Annotated in this window: 16 protein-coding genes and 1 tRNA gene; 8 read left to right on the top strand and 9 right to left on the bottom strand. The window is 74.1% G+C overall.

Going from position 1 to position 12,820, the window contains the following annotated elements:
• From ABD811_RS21705 to ABD811_RS21690, 4 genes are all read left to right on the top strand, one after another.
• A partial coding sequence (locus ABD811_RS21705) for a hypothetical protein (protein ID WP_344950591.1) occupies nucleotides 1-256 on the top strand: 256 nt, incomplete at its 5' end.
• Entirely contained in the window at nucleotides 253-813 is a 561-nt protein-coding gene (locus ABD811_RS21700) for an RNA polymerase sigma factor (protein WP_344950588.1), read from the top strand. The genes ABD811_RS21705 and ABD811_RS21700, both read left to right, overlap by 4 nt.
• Entirely contained in the window at nucleotides 803-1,354 is a 552-nt protein-coding gene (locus ABD811_RS21695) for a hypothetical protein (protein WP_344950585.1), read from the top strand. Before ABD811_RS21700 ends, ABD811_RS21695 begins: the two co-directional genes overlap by 11 nt.
• Nucleotides 1,355-1,363: 9 nt before the next feature.
• Complete coding sequence (locus tag ABD811_RS21690) at nucleotides 1,364-1,849, top strand: ribosomal protein L7/L12 (RefSeq protein ID WP_344950582.1); 486 nt, start codon at nucleotides 1,364-1,366, stop codon at nucleotides 1,847-1,849.
• 28 nt (nucleotides 1,850-1,877) lie between these two features.
• On the opposite strand, the gene ABD811_RS21685 is transcribed toward ABD811_RS21690, so the two are convergent.
• Together ABD811_RS21685 and ABD811_RS21680 are read right to left on the bottom strand one after the other, a co-directional pair.
• Complete coding sequence (locus ABD811_RS21685) at nucleotides 1,878-2,798, bottom strand: anti-sigma factor RsbA family regulatory protein (protein WP_344950579.1); 921 nt, start codon at nucleotides 2,796-2,798, stop codon at nucleotides 1,878-1,880.
• A gap of 4 nt (nucleotides 2,799-2,802) precedes the next feature.
• The gene (locus ABD811_RS21680) at nucleotides 2,803-3,723 is read right to left on the bottom strand and encodes an MEDS domain-containing protein (protein WP_344950576.1); all 921 of its coding nucleotides are present in this window, start codon (nucleotides 3,721-3,723) and stop codon (nucleotides 2,803-2,805) included.
• Between the two features lie 227 nt (nucleotides 3,724-3,950).
• Between ABD811_RS21680 and ABD811_RS21675 the strand changes: the two genes are divergently transcribed.
• Nucleotides 3,951-4,038: transfer RNA gene (locus ABD811_RS21675), tRNA-Leu, on the top strand.
• 89 nt (nucleotides 4,039-4,127) lie between these two features.
• On the opposite strand, the gene bcp is transcribed toward ABD811_RS21675, so the two are convergent.
• Entirely contained in the window at nucleotides 4,128-4,595 is a 468-nt protein-coding gene (gene bcp, locus ABD811_RS21670) for a thioredoxin-dependent thiol peroxidase (RefSeq protein ID WP_344950573.1), read from the bottom strand.
• 186 nt (nucleotides 4,596-4,781) lie between these two features.
• On the opposite strand from bcp, the gene ABD811_RS21665 reads away from it, so the two are divergent.
• Nucleotides 4,782-5,087, top strand: a complete 306-nt coding sequence (locus ABD811_RS21665) for a DUF3618 domain-containing protein (RefSeq protein WP_344950570.1) — start codon at nucleotides 4,782-4,784, stop codon at nucleotides 5,085-5,087.
• Nucleotides 5,088-5,163: 76 nt separating this feature from the next.
• Here the strand turns inward: ABD811_RS21665 and ABD811_RS21660 are convergent, their stop codons facing one another.
• The 6 genes from ABD811_RS21660 to ABD811_RS21635 all read right to left on the bottom strand — a co-directional run bounded on the left by ABD811_RS21660 (nucleotide 5,164) and on the right by ABD811_RS21635 (nucleotide 11,035).
• A complete protein-coding gene (locus ABD811_RS21660) occupies nucleotides 5,164-6,288 on the bottom strand; it encodes a carbohydrate kinase family protein (RefSeq protein WP_344950567.1) in 1,125 nt (374 codons plus the stop codon).
• A gap of 65 nt (nucleotides 6,289-6,353) precedes the next feature.
• On the bottom strand, nucleotides 6,354-7,034 hold the full coding sequence (locus ABD811_RS21655) for an SIMPL domain-containing protein (protein WP_344950565.1): 681 nt from the start codon (nucleotides 7,032-7,034) through the stop codon (nucleotides 6,354-6,356).
• Between the two features lie 59 nt (nucleotides 7,035-7,093).
• Nucleotides 7,094-8,278 carry an amino acid deaminase/aldolase gene (locus tag ABD811_RS21650; protein ID WP_344950562.1) on the bottom strand — a complete coding sequence of 395 codons (1,185 nt, stop codon included), beginning with the start codon at nucleotides 8,276-8,278 and terminating at the stop codon, nucleotides 7,094-7,096.
• A gap of 88 nt (nucleotides 8,279-8,366) precedes the next feature.
• The gene (locus ABD811_RS21645; RefSeq protein WP_344950559.1) at nucleotides 8,367-9,326 is read right to left on the bottom strand and encodes a CE1 family esterase; all 960 of its coding nucleotides are present in this window, start codon (nucleotides 9,324-9,326) and stop codon (nucleotides 8,367-8,369) included.
• A gap of 68 nt (nucleotides 9,327-9,394) precedes the next feature.
• Nucleotides 9,395-10,417: an LLM class flavin-dependent oxidoreductase gene (locus tag ABD811_RS21640; protein ID WP_344950556.1), complete on the bottom strand. Its 1,023-nt coding sequence runs from the start codon at nucleotides 10,415-10,417 to the stop codon at nucleotides 9,395-9,397.
• A 162-nt stretch (nucleotides 10,418-10,579) separates the two neighbouring features.
• Entirely contained in the window at nucleotides 10,580-11,035 is a 456-nt protein-coding gene (locus ABD811_RS21635; RefSeq protein WP_344950553.1) for an NUDIX hydrolase, read from the bottom strand.
• Between the two features lie 113 nt (nucleotides 11,036-11,148).
• On the opposite strand from ABD811_RS21635, the gene purU reads away from it, so the two are divergent.
• The gene (gene purU / locus ABD811_RS21630) at nucleotides 11,149-12,015 is read left to right on the top strand and encodes a formyltetrahydrofolate deformylase (RefSeq protein WP_344950594.1); all 867 of its coding nucleotides are present in this window, start codon (nucleotides 11,149-11,151) and stop codon (nucleotides 12,013-12,015) included.
• A 136-nt stretch (nucleotides 12,016-12,151) separates the two neighbouring features.
• A complete protein-coding gene (locus ABD811_RS21625; protein WP_344950550.1) occupies nucleotides 12,152-12,742 on the top strand; it encodes a DUF6286 domain-containing protein in 591 nt (196 codons plus the stop codon).
• Nucleotides 12,743-12,820: the final 78 nt, after the last annotated feature.

The following is a 12,820-nucleotide window of genomic DNA, read 5'->3' as shown; positions in this document are numbered from 1 at the left end:
CCACGCCTCCGCGCCCCTGCGCGTCGGCGCGGCCGTCGACACCGCCCCGGCCGCCGTCGGCCAGCCCGGCGCCCCGCCCGCCGGCTCCGGCGCGTCCGTCCACGCGGGACACGGCCAGGACGCCCGAGCCCCGGCCGTCCACGGCACGCCCCGCGCCGCCGGCCGCCAAGCCGACGGCCCCGCCGGAGCGGCCGGTTCCTGCGCCCTGCCCGCCGCAGTCGCGGCGCTAGGCGCGGCCCGTACGTGTCCGCGTTGAGCACCCAGGAGGTCCGCGGCGGCGACGTCACGACGTTCGAGGAGTTCGTGACCGCCTCCGCGGGCTCCCTGCTGCGCACCGCCGTCTTCCTCGTCTACGACCGGCACGTCGCCGAGGACCTGGTGCAACTGGCCTATGAGCGGGTCGCGCGGCGGTGGCGGCGGCTGGCGTCGGGCAACCCCGAGGCGTACGCCCGGAAGATCATCGTCAACCTGGCCATCGACGAGCGAAAGCGCCGCCGCGACCTGCCGGTCGGCTCCGTCACCGAGGTGGAACGGCTGGCCGGGACCGCGCCCGCCGGACCGCCCGGCGGGGTGCCCGGCGGGGCGGACGGCGAACTGGACGAGGCGCTGCGCGCCCTGCCGCCCAAGCAGCGCGCCGTCCTGGTGCTGCGCTACTGGTGCGATCTGAGCGAACAGGAGATCGCCGAGACCCTCGGGATCTCCCGGGGAACGGTCAAGAGCCACGCCGCGCGCGCCATGGCGGCCCTGCGCGAGCACATGACGGCCGAGGAGCCGCGGCCCGCGGCGGAAGGGGACGGGGCGCATGGACGATGAGCTCGAAGCCCTGCTGCGCGACCACTACCGCCGGGCCGCCGAGGAGATCGACGCCGACCCGGCGCTCGTGCGCCGGTACCGCGCCGTCGCCCGGCCCGGGGCCGACGGCACGCGGACGCGAGGCGCCGGCGCGTGGGCGCGGAACCCGCTGCGGGACGGCGTCGGCGTCCGGCGCTGGGCGCTGCCCGTCGTCGCGGCCGCCGCCACGGCCGCCGTCGTCCTCGCCGCGGCGATCCTGCTGTGGCGATCCCCGCAGCCGACGCCGCCGCCACGGCCCGCCGCGCCGCCCTCGCCCGCGGCCACCACGACACCCACGCCCGTGCCGTCGCCGCCCCGGGCTCCGTCACGACCGCCGGTGTCGAGGTCGGCGGAGCGTTCCCGCACCACACCGCCGTCCCCGCCGACGCCCCCCGGCCCCTCGGCGCCACCGCGGCGGCCGGAGCCGACCGCGCAGCCGTCGACCAGGCGCCCGGTGGCGCCCGAACGACCGCAGGCGACGGCGGTGCCGGAGACGCCACGGCCGCCCACGGGGTCGCGTTAAAGTGACGCAATGTCCACGACCGAGATGATCATGCTCGGCGCCGTCGTCGTGCTGATCCTGGGCCTGCTGATGATCGCGGTGGCCCGGAGCGCGGAGCGACGGCGCCGGCGCCGGCACGAGACGGCCTACGTCAAACCGTCCTCCGCCGTCGTCGGCGTGCCCGCCCCCGCCCCCGATTCCGTCCCGCCCGTCGTCGGGGTCCCCGCCGCCACCCGCGACCGCGCGCTCGAACTGATCGGGCAGGGCCGGGTGATCCAGGCGATCAAGGAGGTGCGCATGGACACCGGCCTGGGACTCAAGGAGGCCAAGGACTTCGTCGACGCCCTCAAGGACGGACGCGTCCCGCCCCGGCCCGTCATCGGCGCCGCCACCCTCTCCGACCGGGTCCGGGAGTTCAAGGCCAACGCCGACGTCGAGGCGGCCATCGCCCTCGTCCGCGCCGAGACCGGCATGAGCCGCGGCGAGGCCGAACGCTTCGTCGCCGCCCTCGAATGACGCCTCACGTGACGCCTCACAAGACGTCTCAGGCGACGTAGAGGCGCACGAACGTGCCGTCCCAGCCGGTGCGCAACTCCATCAGGTCCACCAGCAACCGGACCGTCCACAGCCCGAAACCGCGCTCCAGCGCCGAGCCGGGCGGAACGAACCCCGTCAGCGAATCCGGCCGCGGACGCCACAGGCCGTGGTCACCCACCTCGCACACCACGTTCCGGCCGTCCCGCCACAGCCACAGCCCGACCGGCGGGCAGCCGTACGCCAGCGCGTTGGCGGCGACCTCGTTCGCCGCCGTCACCAGGTTCCGCGCCGAACCGCCGTACAGCCCGTGCCGCACCGCCCGCTCGCCGACGAAGGCGCGCAGCGGATACAGGTCGTTCGACCGGATCGGCAGGTAATCGGCGTCGGCGGGACGGCCGACGCGGCGGGTGCGGTCGCATTCGTCCCCGAAGTCCACCGGATCCGTGTAGCGGCGGTTGCGGACCGTCACACCGCCGTCCAGCAGCAGCGGATGCGTACGCCGGGCGTGGTCGAGGACCGCGCCGGGCAGCGCCGCCCGGTCGTACGGGCACAACGCCAGCGCGTCGACACCGCCGAACACCACGTTGATCAGCGACTCGTACCGCGCCCACTCCACCGTCTCCCGGGCGTCCCGCCCCTGCCACACCGGCTCGGCCAGGGCCCGGACGCGGCGCGGCGCCATCGCGTTGACCAGCTGCTGGTACTGCTTGAGCGTCCGCACGGGATGCCGGTAGAACTCCTCGGAGTCGTAGAACCGTACGAGCCCCTCGAAACCGGACAGGCTGTCACGCAGCGCGCCCAGCCCGGGCTCGCGGACCACCGCCACCACCGCGTCCCCCGCCCGCACCCCGTCGCGCAGGAACGGCACGGCGACCCGCAGGAACTCCTCCAGGCCGCGGTAGAGGAGCGCCCGGTGCTCCAACGCCATGAGGTCAGTTCTCCCGCGCCGGGACGGGACGGCGCCGGCCCCGCAGCAGCCCGGGCAGCCGGCGCCAGCCGACCATGTCGATCAGCTCCGCCACGCCGGCCGGCACGTCGTCCAGCACCAGGCCGCGCCCGCCGGGCAGGCCCGCGGCGTGCCGCGCCAGCAGGGCCAGCCCGGCCACGTCGATGAAGCGCAGCCCGGACAGGTCCAGGTGCGTCCGCCGCCGCGTGGCCGTGACCCGCGCGAGCCGGTCGGCGAACACCGTGTGCCGCGCCGCGTCCAGCTCGCCCTCCACCCGAAGCCCGTGCGGCTCGAACGTGCGCACGATCCTCAGGACGCCGTCGTCGTACTCCGGATTGGCCGCCACCAGCACTTCGTGCGCGTCGCGCAGCGCCGTCAGCTCGTCCCGCGGACGGGCCCCGCGGCGCACCTGGCAGATCGCCATGGTGGTGGTGCTGGGCGAGACGGCCTGGTCGACCAGGTGCTCACAGCTGAGCATCCGCGTCAGGCCGGCGGGTCCGGGCGCGGCCAGCAGCCAGCTGAAGTCGGTGGTGACGCGCACGGCCCGGAACTCCTGCCCGAACGCCGACTCCACCTCGCGCGCCACCGCGTCCAGCATGCGCGGCGGATCGAACCGCCCGGCCCGGTCCAGGCAGGTCAGCTCCCGCGACAGCACGCGCAGTTGCCGGCGGCGCACCCGGTCGAGCAGGTCCACACCGGCCAGCCGCCGCACGCCCGGCAGCCGCTCGGGCGGCGCGTCGGTGACGTACACGACCTTCTCCTCGGTGTTGCGCAACCCGTCGTGCACGAAGTCACCGATGACGTGCTCGCGTTCCTCGGGCGTGCGGTAGGCGAGCCACCCATGATCCCCCGGCCGCAACTCGCCCACGGCGCGCTCGGCGAACCACCCGCCGCCCGGCTCGCTCATGACGGGCCCCGCCGATCGAGGCCGGCGTTCCCGCCCGCGAAAGCGGGATCATGCCGACGGGGAGCGGCATGATCCACCTGAAACGGCGCCATGCCCCAGAGTAAGCCGCCCGCCCCCGCCGTTTTCGCGATGGCGGCGGCCTCAGGTGGCCGGGAATGCCGGTAAACCGGATGCGTCACCCACCCGTCCGGGCGCTAAGCTGATCGAAGTTTCCTCGCGACATTCCGGCGGGCGTGGCGAAATCCGGCATACGCGGCAGGTTTAGGTCCTGTTGGTGGTGACACCGTGGGGGTTCGAGTCCCCCCGCCCGCACCAGTCGAATGCGCGTGCTCGCCGCCTCGCGCGGGCGCCCTCGCCCGAGGGCCCTCGGCGGCCGGGCGCGCCGAGGCCCTCGGAGCCGGAGCTCACAGATCGAGGTCGCGGCGGAGGCGGTCGACGTGGCCGGTGGCCTTCACGTTGTAGTAGGCCTGCTCGATCTTGCCGTCGGGGTCGATGATGAAGGTGGAGCGGATCACGCCGACGACGACGCGGCCGTAGAGCTTCTTCTCGCCGTAGGCCCCGTACGCGCGCAGCACGTCGGCGTCGGGGTCGGACAGCAGCGGGAAGGTCAGCCCCTCCTTCTCGCGGAACTTGGCGAGCTTGGGCGGCTCGTCGGGGGAGACCCCGATGACGGTGGCGCCCGCGGCCTCGAAGTCGGCGAGGCTGGACTGGAAGTCGACCGACTCCTTGGTGCAGCCGGGGGTCATGGCCGCCGGGTAGAAGTAGAGGATCACCCGCCTGCCGCGCAGCGACGCCAGGGACACCGGGTTGCCGTCGGCGTCGGGAAGCTCGAACTCGGGGGCGACGTCGCCGGGCTGCAGCCGATCGGACACCACATCCGCCTTTCCTGCTCGAATGGACGCCTCCACCGTACCGGCTGGGGTGAGGCGGGCGTTCGGCGGGAAGACCTGACAGACTGTTCGGATCATGCGCTGCCGACGCCCGTGACACGATGCCCGGATCCGGTCCTCGAACGGGCGGGACGATCTCGAAGACCACGAACGACGATAGGAAACGGCATGGCTGACAGGGCCCGCGACCCGGAGGCGCTGGAGCGGGAGATCGAGCGCACCCGCCAGGAGCTCGCCCGCACCATCGACGCGCTGGCCGACCGGGTCAGTCCCCGCAACGTCGCCCAGCGCGGCGCCGAGCGGATCAAGGAGGAGGCCGGGCAGGTCGCCAAGGTCGCCCGCACCATGCTGACCCCGGCCGACGGCCGGGAGCCGGGGGAGCGCGCGGGCGGCGACCGCCGGGCCCTGCTGATCGGCGTCGGCGTGGCGGTGACGATCACCGCCCTGGTCGTCTGGCGCCGCAGGCGACGCTGAACGATCCCCTCGAACAGGCGCCGGTCCGCTCCCGCGGCCGGCGCCTTTTCCCTGCCCGGCAGTGAAGGGCCGCCGGTCAGCGGAGGGTCGGTTCGGCGCGGGTGACCCAGTCGGGGCCGCGTTCGAGTTCGGCCTCGGGGATGTAGGGGACGATGAAGGCGTACCGTTCGAGCACCTCGGGCGGTACTTCGCCGGTGTCGCCGAAGGCGGCGATCTCGCCCCAGCAGGGGGCGCCCAGCGAGCCGCTGTGGTGGCGGACGGACAGGCCCGCGCACAGGTTGGCGAACGACAGCCGGTGGCCGAGTGGCCAGCCGGCGAGGGTGCCGAAGACGAACCCGGCGGCGAACACGTCGCCCGCGCCGGTGGGGTCGAGGGCCTCGACCGGCAGGGCGTCGGCGTGGGCGTGTTCGCCGGTGGACGAGTCGATCGCGATGGCGCCGGCGGCGCCCTGCTTGACGACCACGACGGGGACGCGGTCGGCGAGGGCGTGCAGGGCATCCTCGGGGGTGCGGGTACGGGTGTAGGCCATGGCCTCCACGGCGTTGGGCAGGAAGACGTCGACGTGGCGGAGACGGTCGAGGACGTCGGTGGACCAGGTCTCGGTGGGGTCCCAGGCGACGTCGGCGAAGACGCGGGTGCCCGCGCGGCGCAGTTCCAGGGCCCAGCCGGGGACGGGGCGGTCGATGTCGACGAAGCAGGTCGCGGCGGCGGGCGGGTCGGTGACCAGGTCGGTGTCCCCGGCCGGGGCGGGACGGGCGTAGGTGACCATGCTGCGGTCGGAGTCGTAGGCCAGCGACACCGTGACCGGCGTGGGCCAGCCGGTGATCTCGCGGGACCAGCGCAGGTCGACGCCCTCCTGCTCGGACAGGGCGCGCCACAGGTAGGCCCCGAACATGTCGTCGCCGAACGCGCTGGCCAGGCCGGTGCGCAGGCCCAGGCGGCTCATGGCGACGGCGAGGTTGGCGACGCCGCCGGGGGCCGAGCCGAGGCCGTCGGTGACCAGTTCGGTGCCGGGCGGGGGCAGGCCGGGCAGCCCGGTGAAGATCATGTCCATGAAGACCCGGCCGGTCAGGAAGACGTCCAGGCCGTGGTGCGGCACGTCCCCGGCGTGCAGGATGTCGCCGGCGGGGCCGCGTTCGGCGCACGGGTCCCGCAGGGAGGGCTCGGGGGGCGTGCCGGGCGGCGGCCCCGGGTCGGTCACGGTCATCTCATCCCCCCGTTTCGGTGGCATGCCTGCGCGGGACCCCGTCGTCCCGTCACGCGCTCCTATCCGTCCAGGTCGGGAGCGGTCACGGTGAAGCGGGCCTCGACGGAGGAGCGCACGAGCTGGGTCTCGGGTTCCAGGACGATCGGCTCGGGTTCGGACGGCGGGACGGCGCCGTAGGTCTCGGCGGCCATGGGCGCCGCCATCATGGGCGTCGCGGCCCGGACGTTGTCCCTGATCAGGCCGGAGTCGGCGAGCTCGACCAGGCCGGTGAGGCGGGCGCCGAGCGCCTCGGCGTAGCTGCGGGCGCGGGCGACGGCCTCCTGCGCGGCCTGGCGGGCGGCCCGCGCGTAGACCTCGCTGTCGCGGCGCAGGTCCCACTGGGGGCCGTGGACGAAGGTGCGCTCCATGTCGCCGAGCCGGGTGACCAGCTCGCCGAGCACGGTGAAGTCCACGACGGTGACCTTGATCCAGGCGGTGCCCTGGTAGGCGCGGATCTCGCCCTCGCGGCGCCGCTGCCGCAGCACCGGCGAGATGGCCAGGCCGCCCGTCTCGACCCGTTCGACCGCAGCGCCGTACGACCTGATCAGGTCGAGGGCGTGCTGGTTGCGTTCGACGAGGCGGTCCAGGGCGGTGCGGCGCTCGTCCTCCTGGCTCTGGACGTGCACCGACAGCAGGGCCAGTTCGGGCTGGGCCTCCAGCACGACCTCGCCGCGGACGCTGATCACTGGGGCGTCGCTCATGCCCACAATGTACGACGCCGGCCCGCCCTTTCACCGGCGCGCGGCCGGGGAAAGGGGCCTCACAGGAACGTGCGGCCCTCGCCCCGGTAGGTGGGGACGGTCCGCACCAGGCGGTCGCCGTCGATGAGGTGGAGTTCGGCGAAGCGTTCGCACAGTTCGCCGGCCTTGGTGTGCCGGAACCAGACGCGGTCGCCGATCGCCAGCCGGTCGGCGGTCTCGCCGAGCAGCGGCGTCTGGACCTCTCCGGCGCCCTCCTCCGGGTCGTAGGACAGGCCGGTGGGCAGGTAGGGCTGGGGGAGGCGGATCGGGTCGCCGGGGCCGGACGCCAGGTAGCCGCCGCCCAGGCAGGTCACCACGCCGGGGGCGGGGCGCCGGACGACCGGCAGCGCGAACAGGGCGGCGGGGCGGCCGCGGAAGTTGGAGTAGTAGTCGAACAGGTGCGGCTGGTAGAGACCCGATCCGGCGGCGACCTCGGTGACGGCGCGTTCGGCGGCGGTCTTCTCGACGCTGCCGGTGCCGCCGCCGTTGACGAACTCCAGGTCGGTCAGTTCGCGGACGGCGGTGACGATGGCGGCGCGGCGGCGGGCGAGTTCCAGACGGGAGCGGCGCTGCATGACCTGGATGGCGCGGGCGCGTACGGGCCGGCCGGGCGGCAGGTCGCCGACGCCGGCGATCTGCCCTTCGTAGGCCATGAGCCCGACGAGTCGCAGGCCGGGCCGTTTGAGGATGCGTTCGGCGAAGGCGCGCACCTGGGCGGGGGCGTGCAGCGGGGAGCGGCGTGCGCCGACGCGCAGCCGTCCGTGCAGGGCGCGGTAGGAGGCGTCGACGTCGACGCAGACGCGGACGGGGCGGCCTTCGGCGCAGCGTTCGATGAGGTCGAGATGGTCGTCGCAGTCGACCATGAGGGTGACGGTGCGGGCGGCGTGCTCGTCGCGGGCGAGCGCGGTGAGGGCGGTGCGGTCCGTGGTGGGGTAGGCGACGAGGATGTCGTCGCTGACGCGCCGTTCGGCCAGCCAGAGGGCCTCGGGAAGGGTGAACGCCATGACGCCGGCGAAGCCGTCCATGGCGAGGGCCTCCTCCAGCAGCGCCCGGCACCGCACGGACTTGCTGGCGACGCGGATCGGCTTGCCGGCGGCGCGCCGGACGAGGTCGGCGGCGTTGGCCCGGAACGCGGCCAGGTCCACGACCGCGAACGGGGCGTCGAGGGCGGCGGTGGCCGCGTCGTAGCGCTCCCGGAGGTTCATGGGCACACCCTGCCACAGGTTCCGGCGAATATGAAAACAGTTCATATCCGGCGGAGCGCCCGGGGTGGGCGCGGGGTGCGGCCGGGCGTCAGGCGCGGGAGTGCTCGGCGAAGAAGTCCCAGAGCATGGTGCTCGCGCGGGACGGCCACTCGTGCGTGCCGCCCCGCACCCGGCACAGGGTGACCTCCGCGCCCCGCGCGCCCCTGCCGGTGGAGTCGCACTCGATCGCGCCGACGCTGATGACCTTGGGCCGCAGCCGCGGCAGGTTCCCGGCGTCGCGCCAGACGTCGACCGCGTACGAGACGGGCGGGTAGGGGCGGTCGTCGTTGACGTCGCGGCGTCCGCCGCCGTCGAACGGGACGTTGCGGTCGGCCGTCCCGTGGAAGATCATCGCGGCGACCGGGCGGTCCGGATCGCACTCGGTCACCAGCGCGCCCTCGACCACCCCGATCGCGGCGACCTTGCCGGGCTTCTCGCAGGCCATGCGGTACGCCATGCCCGCGCCGTTGGAGAAGCCGGTGACGTACACGCGCCCGGCGTCGGCCAGGCCCGCGCCGGTCAGCCGGTCGATGAGCCTGGTGAGGAACCCGACGTCGTCGATCTTGCCGATCTTGGCGGGCCCGCAGCAGTCGCCGGCGTTCCAGGTGGTCATGAAGCCGTCGGGATACGCGACCAGGAAGCCCTTGTCGTCGGCCAGTTCGTCGAACCCGGACAGCGTGCGCATCTTGTCCATGGTGGCCAGGCCCCCGTGCAGCGCCACCACGAGCGGCATGGGCTTGGCCGGCCTGCCGTCGCGCCACCGTCCGTTCGCCATCTTCGGCGGGACGTGCAGCAGGTACTCGCGGTGCCCGAACGTGCCCACGTCGAGTTTCTGCTTGTGCGTGCCGGCGGAGGTGGGGATGCCGTCCACCGTCGCGGGCCGCTTCTCGTCCGCACCCGGGCCCTTCCGCTTGCCGGGGCCGTCGCCACCGCCACTGTCGCCGCCGCCGTCCGTGCATCCGGCGAGCACCACCATGACCGTCAGGAGGAGGACGAGAAGTCGCCGCATGCGTGCGAATCTAACCCTCCGCCGCACACCGAAACTACCGCTCGGTTAACAAAGCGCGTCTCCGCAGCTCACCCTCGCACGACAACCGGCTCGGCGGCCAGCCCGGCCAGACGCGCCAGGCGCCGGTGCGAGTCAAGCCGGGCCGCGCGGTCGTAGGTGCTGGTGTGCACGAGGAACTCGTCTGCCCCCGTACGCGCGAGCAGACCGTCCAGGGCGTCGGCGACCTCGTCCTCGGTGCCGTGGACGTGGCCCTGCATCGCCTCGTCGAACAGCCTGCGCTCCCGCTCGCTCATCGACTCCGGGGCCGGGACGTCGTGCGGCGGCATCAGCGGGGGGAACTCTCCGCGCATCCGGGAGTAGGCCATCGACCACGCCTCCGGCACCAGCAGCCGCCGGGCCTGCTCGGTGGTGTCGGCGATGACGACGGTCCCGGAGATCACCACGTACGGCTCGTCGCCCCACACGGTCGGACGGAAGCCGTCGCGGTAACGGCCGATCGCGTCGAGCATGCGGCGCTCGCCCCGGACGGCCGCGATCACCAGCGGCAGCCCGAACCGCGCCGCCACGTCGGCTCCCGCGCCCGTCGCCAGGACGAACGCGGGGACCCCCAGCCCCTCGGCGGGCCACGCGTGCACCCCGGGATGCTTCGGCTGGTCGCCGGTGAAGTAGCCGAGCAGCTCGCCGAGCTGCTCGGAGAACTCGTCGGCGTCCTCCTTGCCGTGCCCGAGCGCGCGCCGCACGCCCCCCGTGAACCCGACCGAGCGTCCCAGGCCCATGTCGATCCGCCCCGGGTACAGCGACTCCAGCACGCCGAACTGCTCGGCGACCACCAGCGGCTGATGGTTGGGCAGCATCACCCCGCCGGTGCCCACGCGGATCCGCGAGGTCGCCGCCGCGACGGCCGCCGCCAGCACCGTCGGCGCCGAGCCCGCCACCCCCGGCACGCCGTGGTGCTCGGCCACCCAGAAGCGGTGGAACCCCAGCGCCTCGGCCTGCCGCGCGAACTCCACCGTCTCCCGCAGCGCCCGTTGATGGCTCTCCCCGCGCCGCGTCCGGGACCGGTCGAGCACCGACCACCGGACGCGCCCCAACGCCGCTCCCATGGTCGTGGTCAACAACGCCCGGCGCCCGGATCATCCTTCGTGGCCGGCCGGGGGAGCCGCGCCGGCGATCTGGTTGAGGAGCCGGACGTGGCGGGTGAAGGCGGCCCGGCCCTCGCCACATGCCGAGCTCTGAAGCGGGCAATCGGCGCGTCAGCCCTCCGCCGTCAGCAGCGGGGCGACGGCGGTCAGCAGGTGGGGCGGGTCGATGTTCGGGAGGGCGGTGATCTCCTCGCGGGTGAGCCAGGCGTGGCCCAGGTAGGTCTCGTTCTCCTCGGGCGTGAACCCGCCCGGACGCACCGCCGGCGAGCCGCCGAAACGCGCCAGGTAGAACGGCTCGACCTTGACGTAGTGGCGGCCCAGCCAGTGGAAGTCGCGGTCCACCCGGACGCACACGTCCCGGATCGCCTCGCCGGGCAGGCCCGTCTCCTCGCGCAGTTCGCGGCGCGCCGCGTCCAGGGGCGTCTCCCCGGGGTCGATGCCGCCGCCGGGCGGCTCCCAGAAGACCCGGCCGGACACCGGGTCGTGCCAGTGCAGCAGCAGGACGCGCCCACCGGAGTCGACGCAGATGACCCGCACGGCGGGACGGTCGGACGGCGTCTCGGTCATGGAAAATCCCCTCTCGGCGGTACGGCGCCCGGGAACGGCGGCGAGCCCGCCAGTAAGCTCGTAAGTCTCACCCAGCGTGATCGTTCCACCGTCTCCGAAAGCGGCGAAGTGACATCGTGACCAGCTCCAGCGCAAGCGAATACGTGCTGACGCTCTCCTGCCCCGACCGTCCCGGCATCGTGGCGGCCGTCTCCGGGCTGCTGGCCGAGCGCGGCTGCAACATCGTGGAGAGCCAGCAGTTCGGCGACCGCGACTCCGGCACGTTCTTCATGCGGGTGCAGTTCGTCGCGCTGCCCGACACCGATCCCGACGAGCTGCGGGGCGCGTTCGCGTCCCTGGGGCCCGAGCTGGGCCTGGACTGGCGGCTGCACGACGCGGCCGAGCGCACCCGCGTGCTCATCATGGTCTCCAAGGGCGGGCACTGCCTCAACGACCTGCTGTACCGGCAGCGGTCCGGCCTGCTGGACATCGACATCGTGGCCGTGGTGTCCAACCATCCCGACCTGCGGCCGCTCACCCAGTCGTACGGGATCGACTACCACCACCTGCCGGTCACGGCGGGCGGCAAGGCGGCGCAGGAGGCCGAGGTGCTCACCCTCGTCGAGCACTACCGCGCCGACCTGGTGGTGCTCGCCCGATACATGCAGATCCTGTCCGACGACTTCTGCGCCAAGCTGCCCGGGCGAATGATCAACATCCACCACTCGTTCCTGCCGAGCTTCAAGGGCGCCCGGCCCTACCACCAGGCGCACGCGCGCGGCGTCAAGCTGATCGGCGCCACCGCGCACTACGTGACCCCCGACCTGGACGAGGGCCCGATCATCGAGCAGGAGGTCGCCCGCGTCGACCACACGCACCGTCCCGAGGACCTGATGGCGGTCGGCCGCGACATGGAGTGCCTGGCGCTGGCCCGCGCCGTGCGCTGGCACGCCGAGCACCGCGTGCTGCTGAACGGGGACCGCACCGTCGTCTTCCGCTGAGCGCCGTCCGCCGACGCCCCCGGCCGTTCCGGCGTGCGCCCGGGAGTAATGATCCGTCACTGTGGGTAGTGGCGTGGTTACGCATGCCCACTTGTCGACGGGGGTGGCGATGGGCGAAACGACACTGGTCACACAGGTGACGGAACGGACGCGCGCACCGGAGGCCGCGCAGTGGCTGACCCGGCGGGCGTTCCGGCCGCAGTGCGCGCTGGCGGCGCTGGCCGCGGCGGCCGTGGTCACGGCCGCCGGGGCGGTGACGGCGATCGAGGCGATCTGGGCCATGGCCTCGGGCGGGGCGCACCTGCTGCCGGTCGACCGGATGGCCTCCGTGCTGCGGCGCGTCACCTGGGAGGAGACGCCCGCGCTGGCCACGGCGGCCGCGCTGACCGCGCTCGGGCTGGCCATGGTGGTCTCGGCGGTGCCCCGCAGGGGCCGGACGCTGCCGATGCGCGGCGTCACCCCGTGGTCGGCGGCCGGGATGAGCCGCTCGGACGTACGACGCGTGCTGGTCGACACGGCCGCGCGCGTGCCCGGCATCACGCGCGCGCGGGTGGGGGTGCGGGGCAGGCGGGTGCGGCCCCGGGTCGTCGTGCGGACGACCACGCACTACTGCAATCCCGCCATGTTCGATTCGCGGGTGCGCCGGGCGGTGCTCGACCGGCTGGCCGAGCTCGACCTGCTGGAGGAACGGCGCGTCAGCGCCCTGACGACGTGGCGGAGGGACTGACCGATGCGAGTCGCCACGGCCCTGACCGGCACGGTGCTGCTGATGTGCGGAGCGCTCGCGCTGTGCGCCGGCCTCGGC

The organism is Actinomadura miaoliensis (genome assembly GCF_039536785.1).
Lineage (GTDB): Bacteria > Actinomycetota > Actinomycetes > Streptosporangiales > Streptosporangiaceae > Spirillospora > Spirillospora miaoliensis.
This window is presented reverse-complemented; position numbering and strand designations above follow the sequence as displayed.

Bases quoted from the DNA above. Each gene is read 5' to 3' on its own strand.
- ABD811_RS21695 (WP_344950585.1), top strand. From the start codon at position 803: ATGGACGATGAGCTCGAAGCCCTGCTGCGCGACCACTACCGCCGGGCC.
- ABD811_RS21690 (WP_344950582.1), top strand. From the start codon at position 1,364: ATGTCCACGACCGAGATGATCATGCTCGGCGCCGTCGTCGTGCTGATC.
- ABD811_RS21685 (WP_344950579.1), bottom strand. From the start codon at position 2,798: ATGGCGTTGGAGCACCGGGCGCTCCTCTACCGCGGCCTGGAGGAGTTC.
- ABD811_RS21680 (WP_344950576.1), bottom strand. From the start codon at position 3,723: ATGAGCGAGCCGGGCGGCGGGTGGTTCGCCGAGCGCGCCGTGGGCGAG.
- ABD811_RS21665 (WP_344950570.1), top strand. From the start codon at position 4,782: ATGGCTGACAGGGCCCGCGACCCGGAGGCGCTGGAGCGGGAGATCGAG.
- ABD811_RS21655 (WP_344950565.1), bottom strand. From the start codon at position 7,034: ATGAGCGACGCCCCAGTGATCAGCGTCCGCGGCGAGGTCGTGCTGGAG.
- ABD811_RS21650 (WP_344950562.1), bottom strand. From the start codon at position 8,278: ATGAACCTCCGGGAGCGCTACGACGCGGCCACCGCCGCCCTCGACGCC.
- ABD811_RS21645 (WP_344950559.1), bottom strand. From the start codon at position 9,326: ATGCGGCGACTTCTCGTCCTCCTCCTGACGGTCATGGTGGTGCTCGCC.
- ABD811_RS21635 (WP_344950553.1), bottom strand. From the start codon at position 11,035: ATGACCGAGACGCCGTCCGACCGTCCCGCCGTGCGGGTCATCTGCGTC.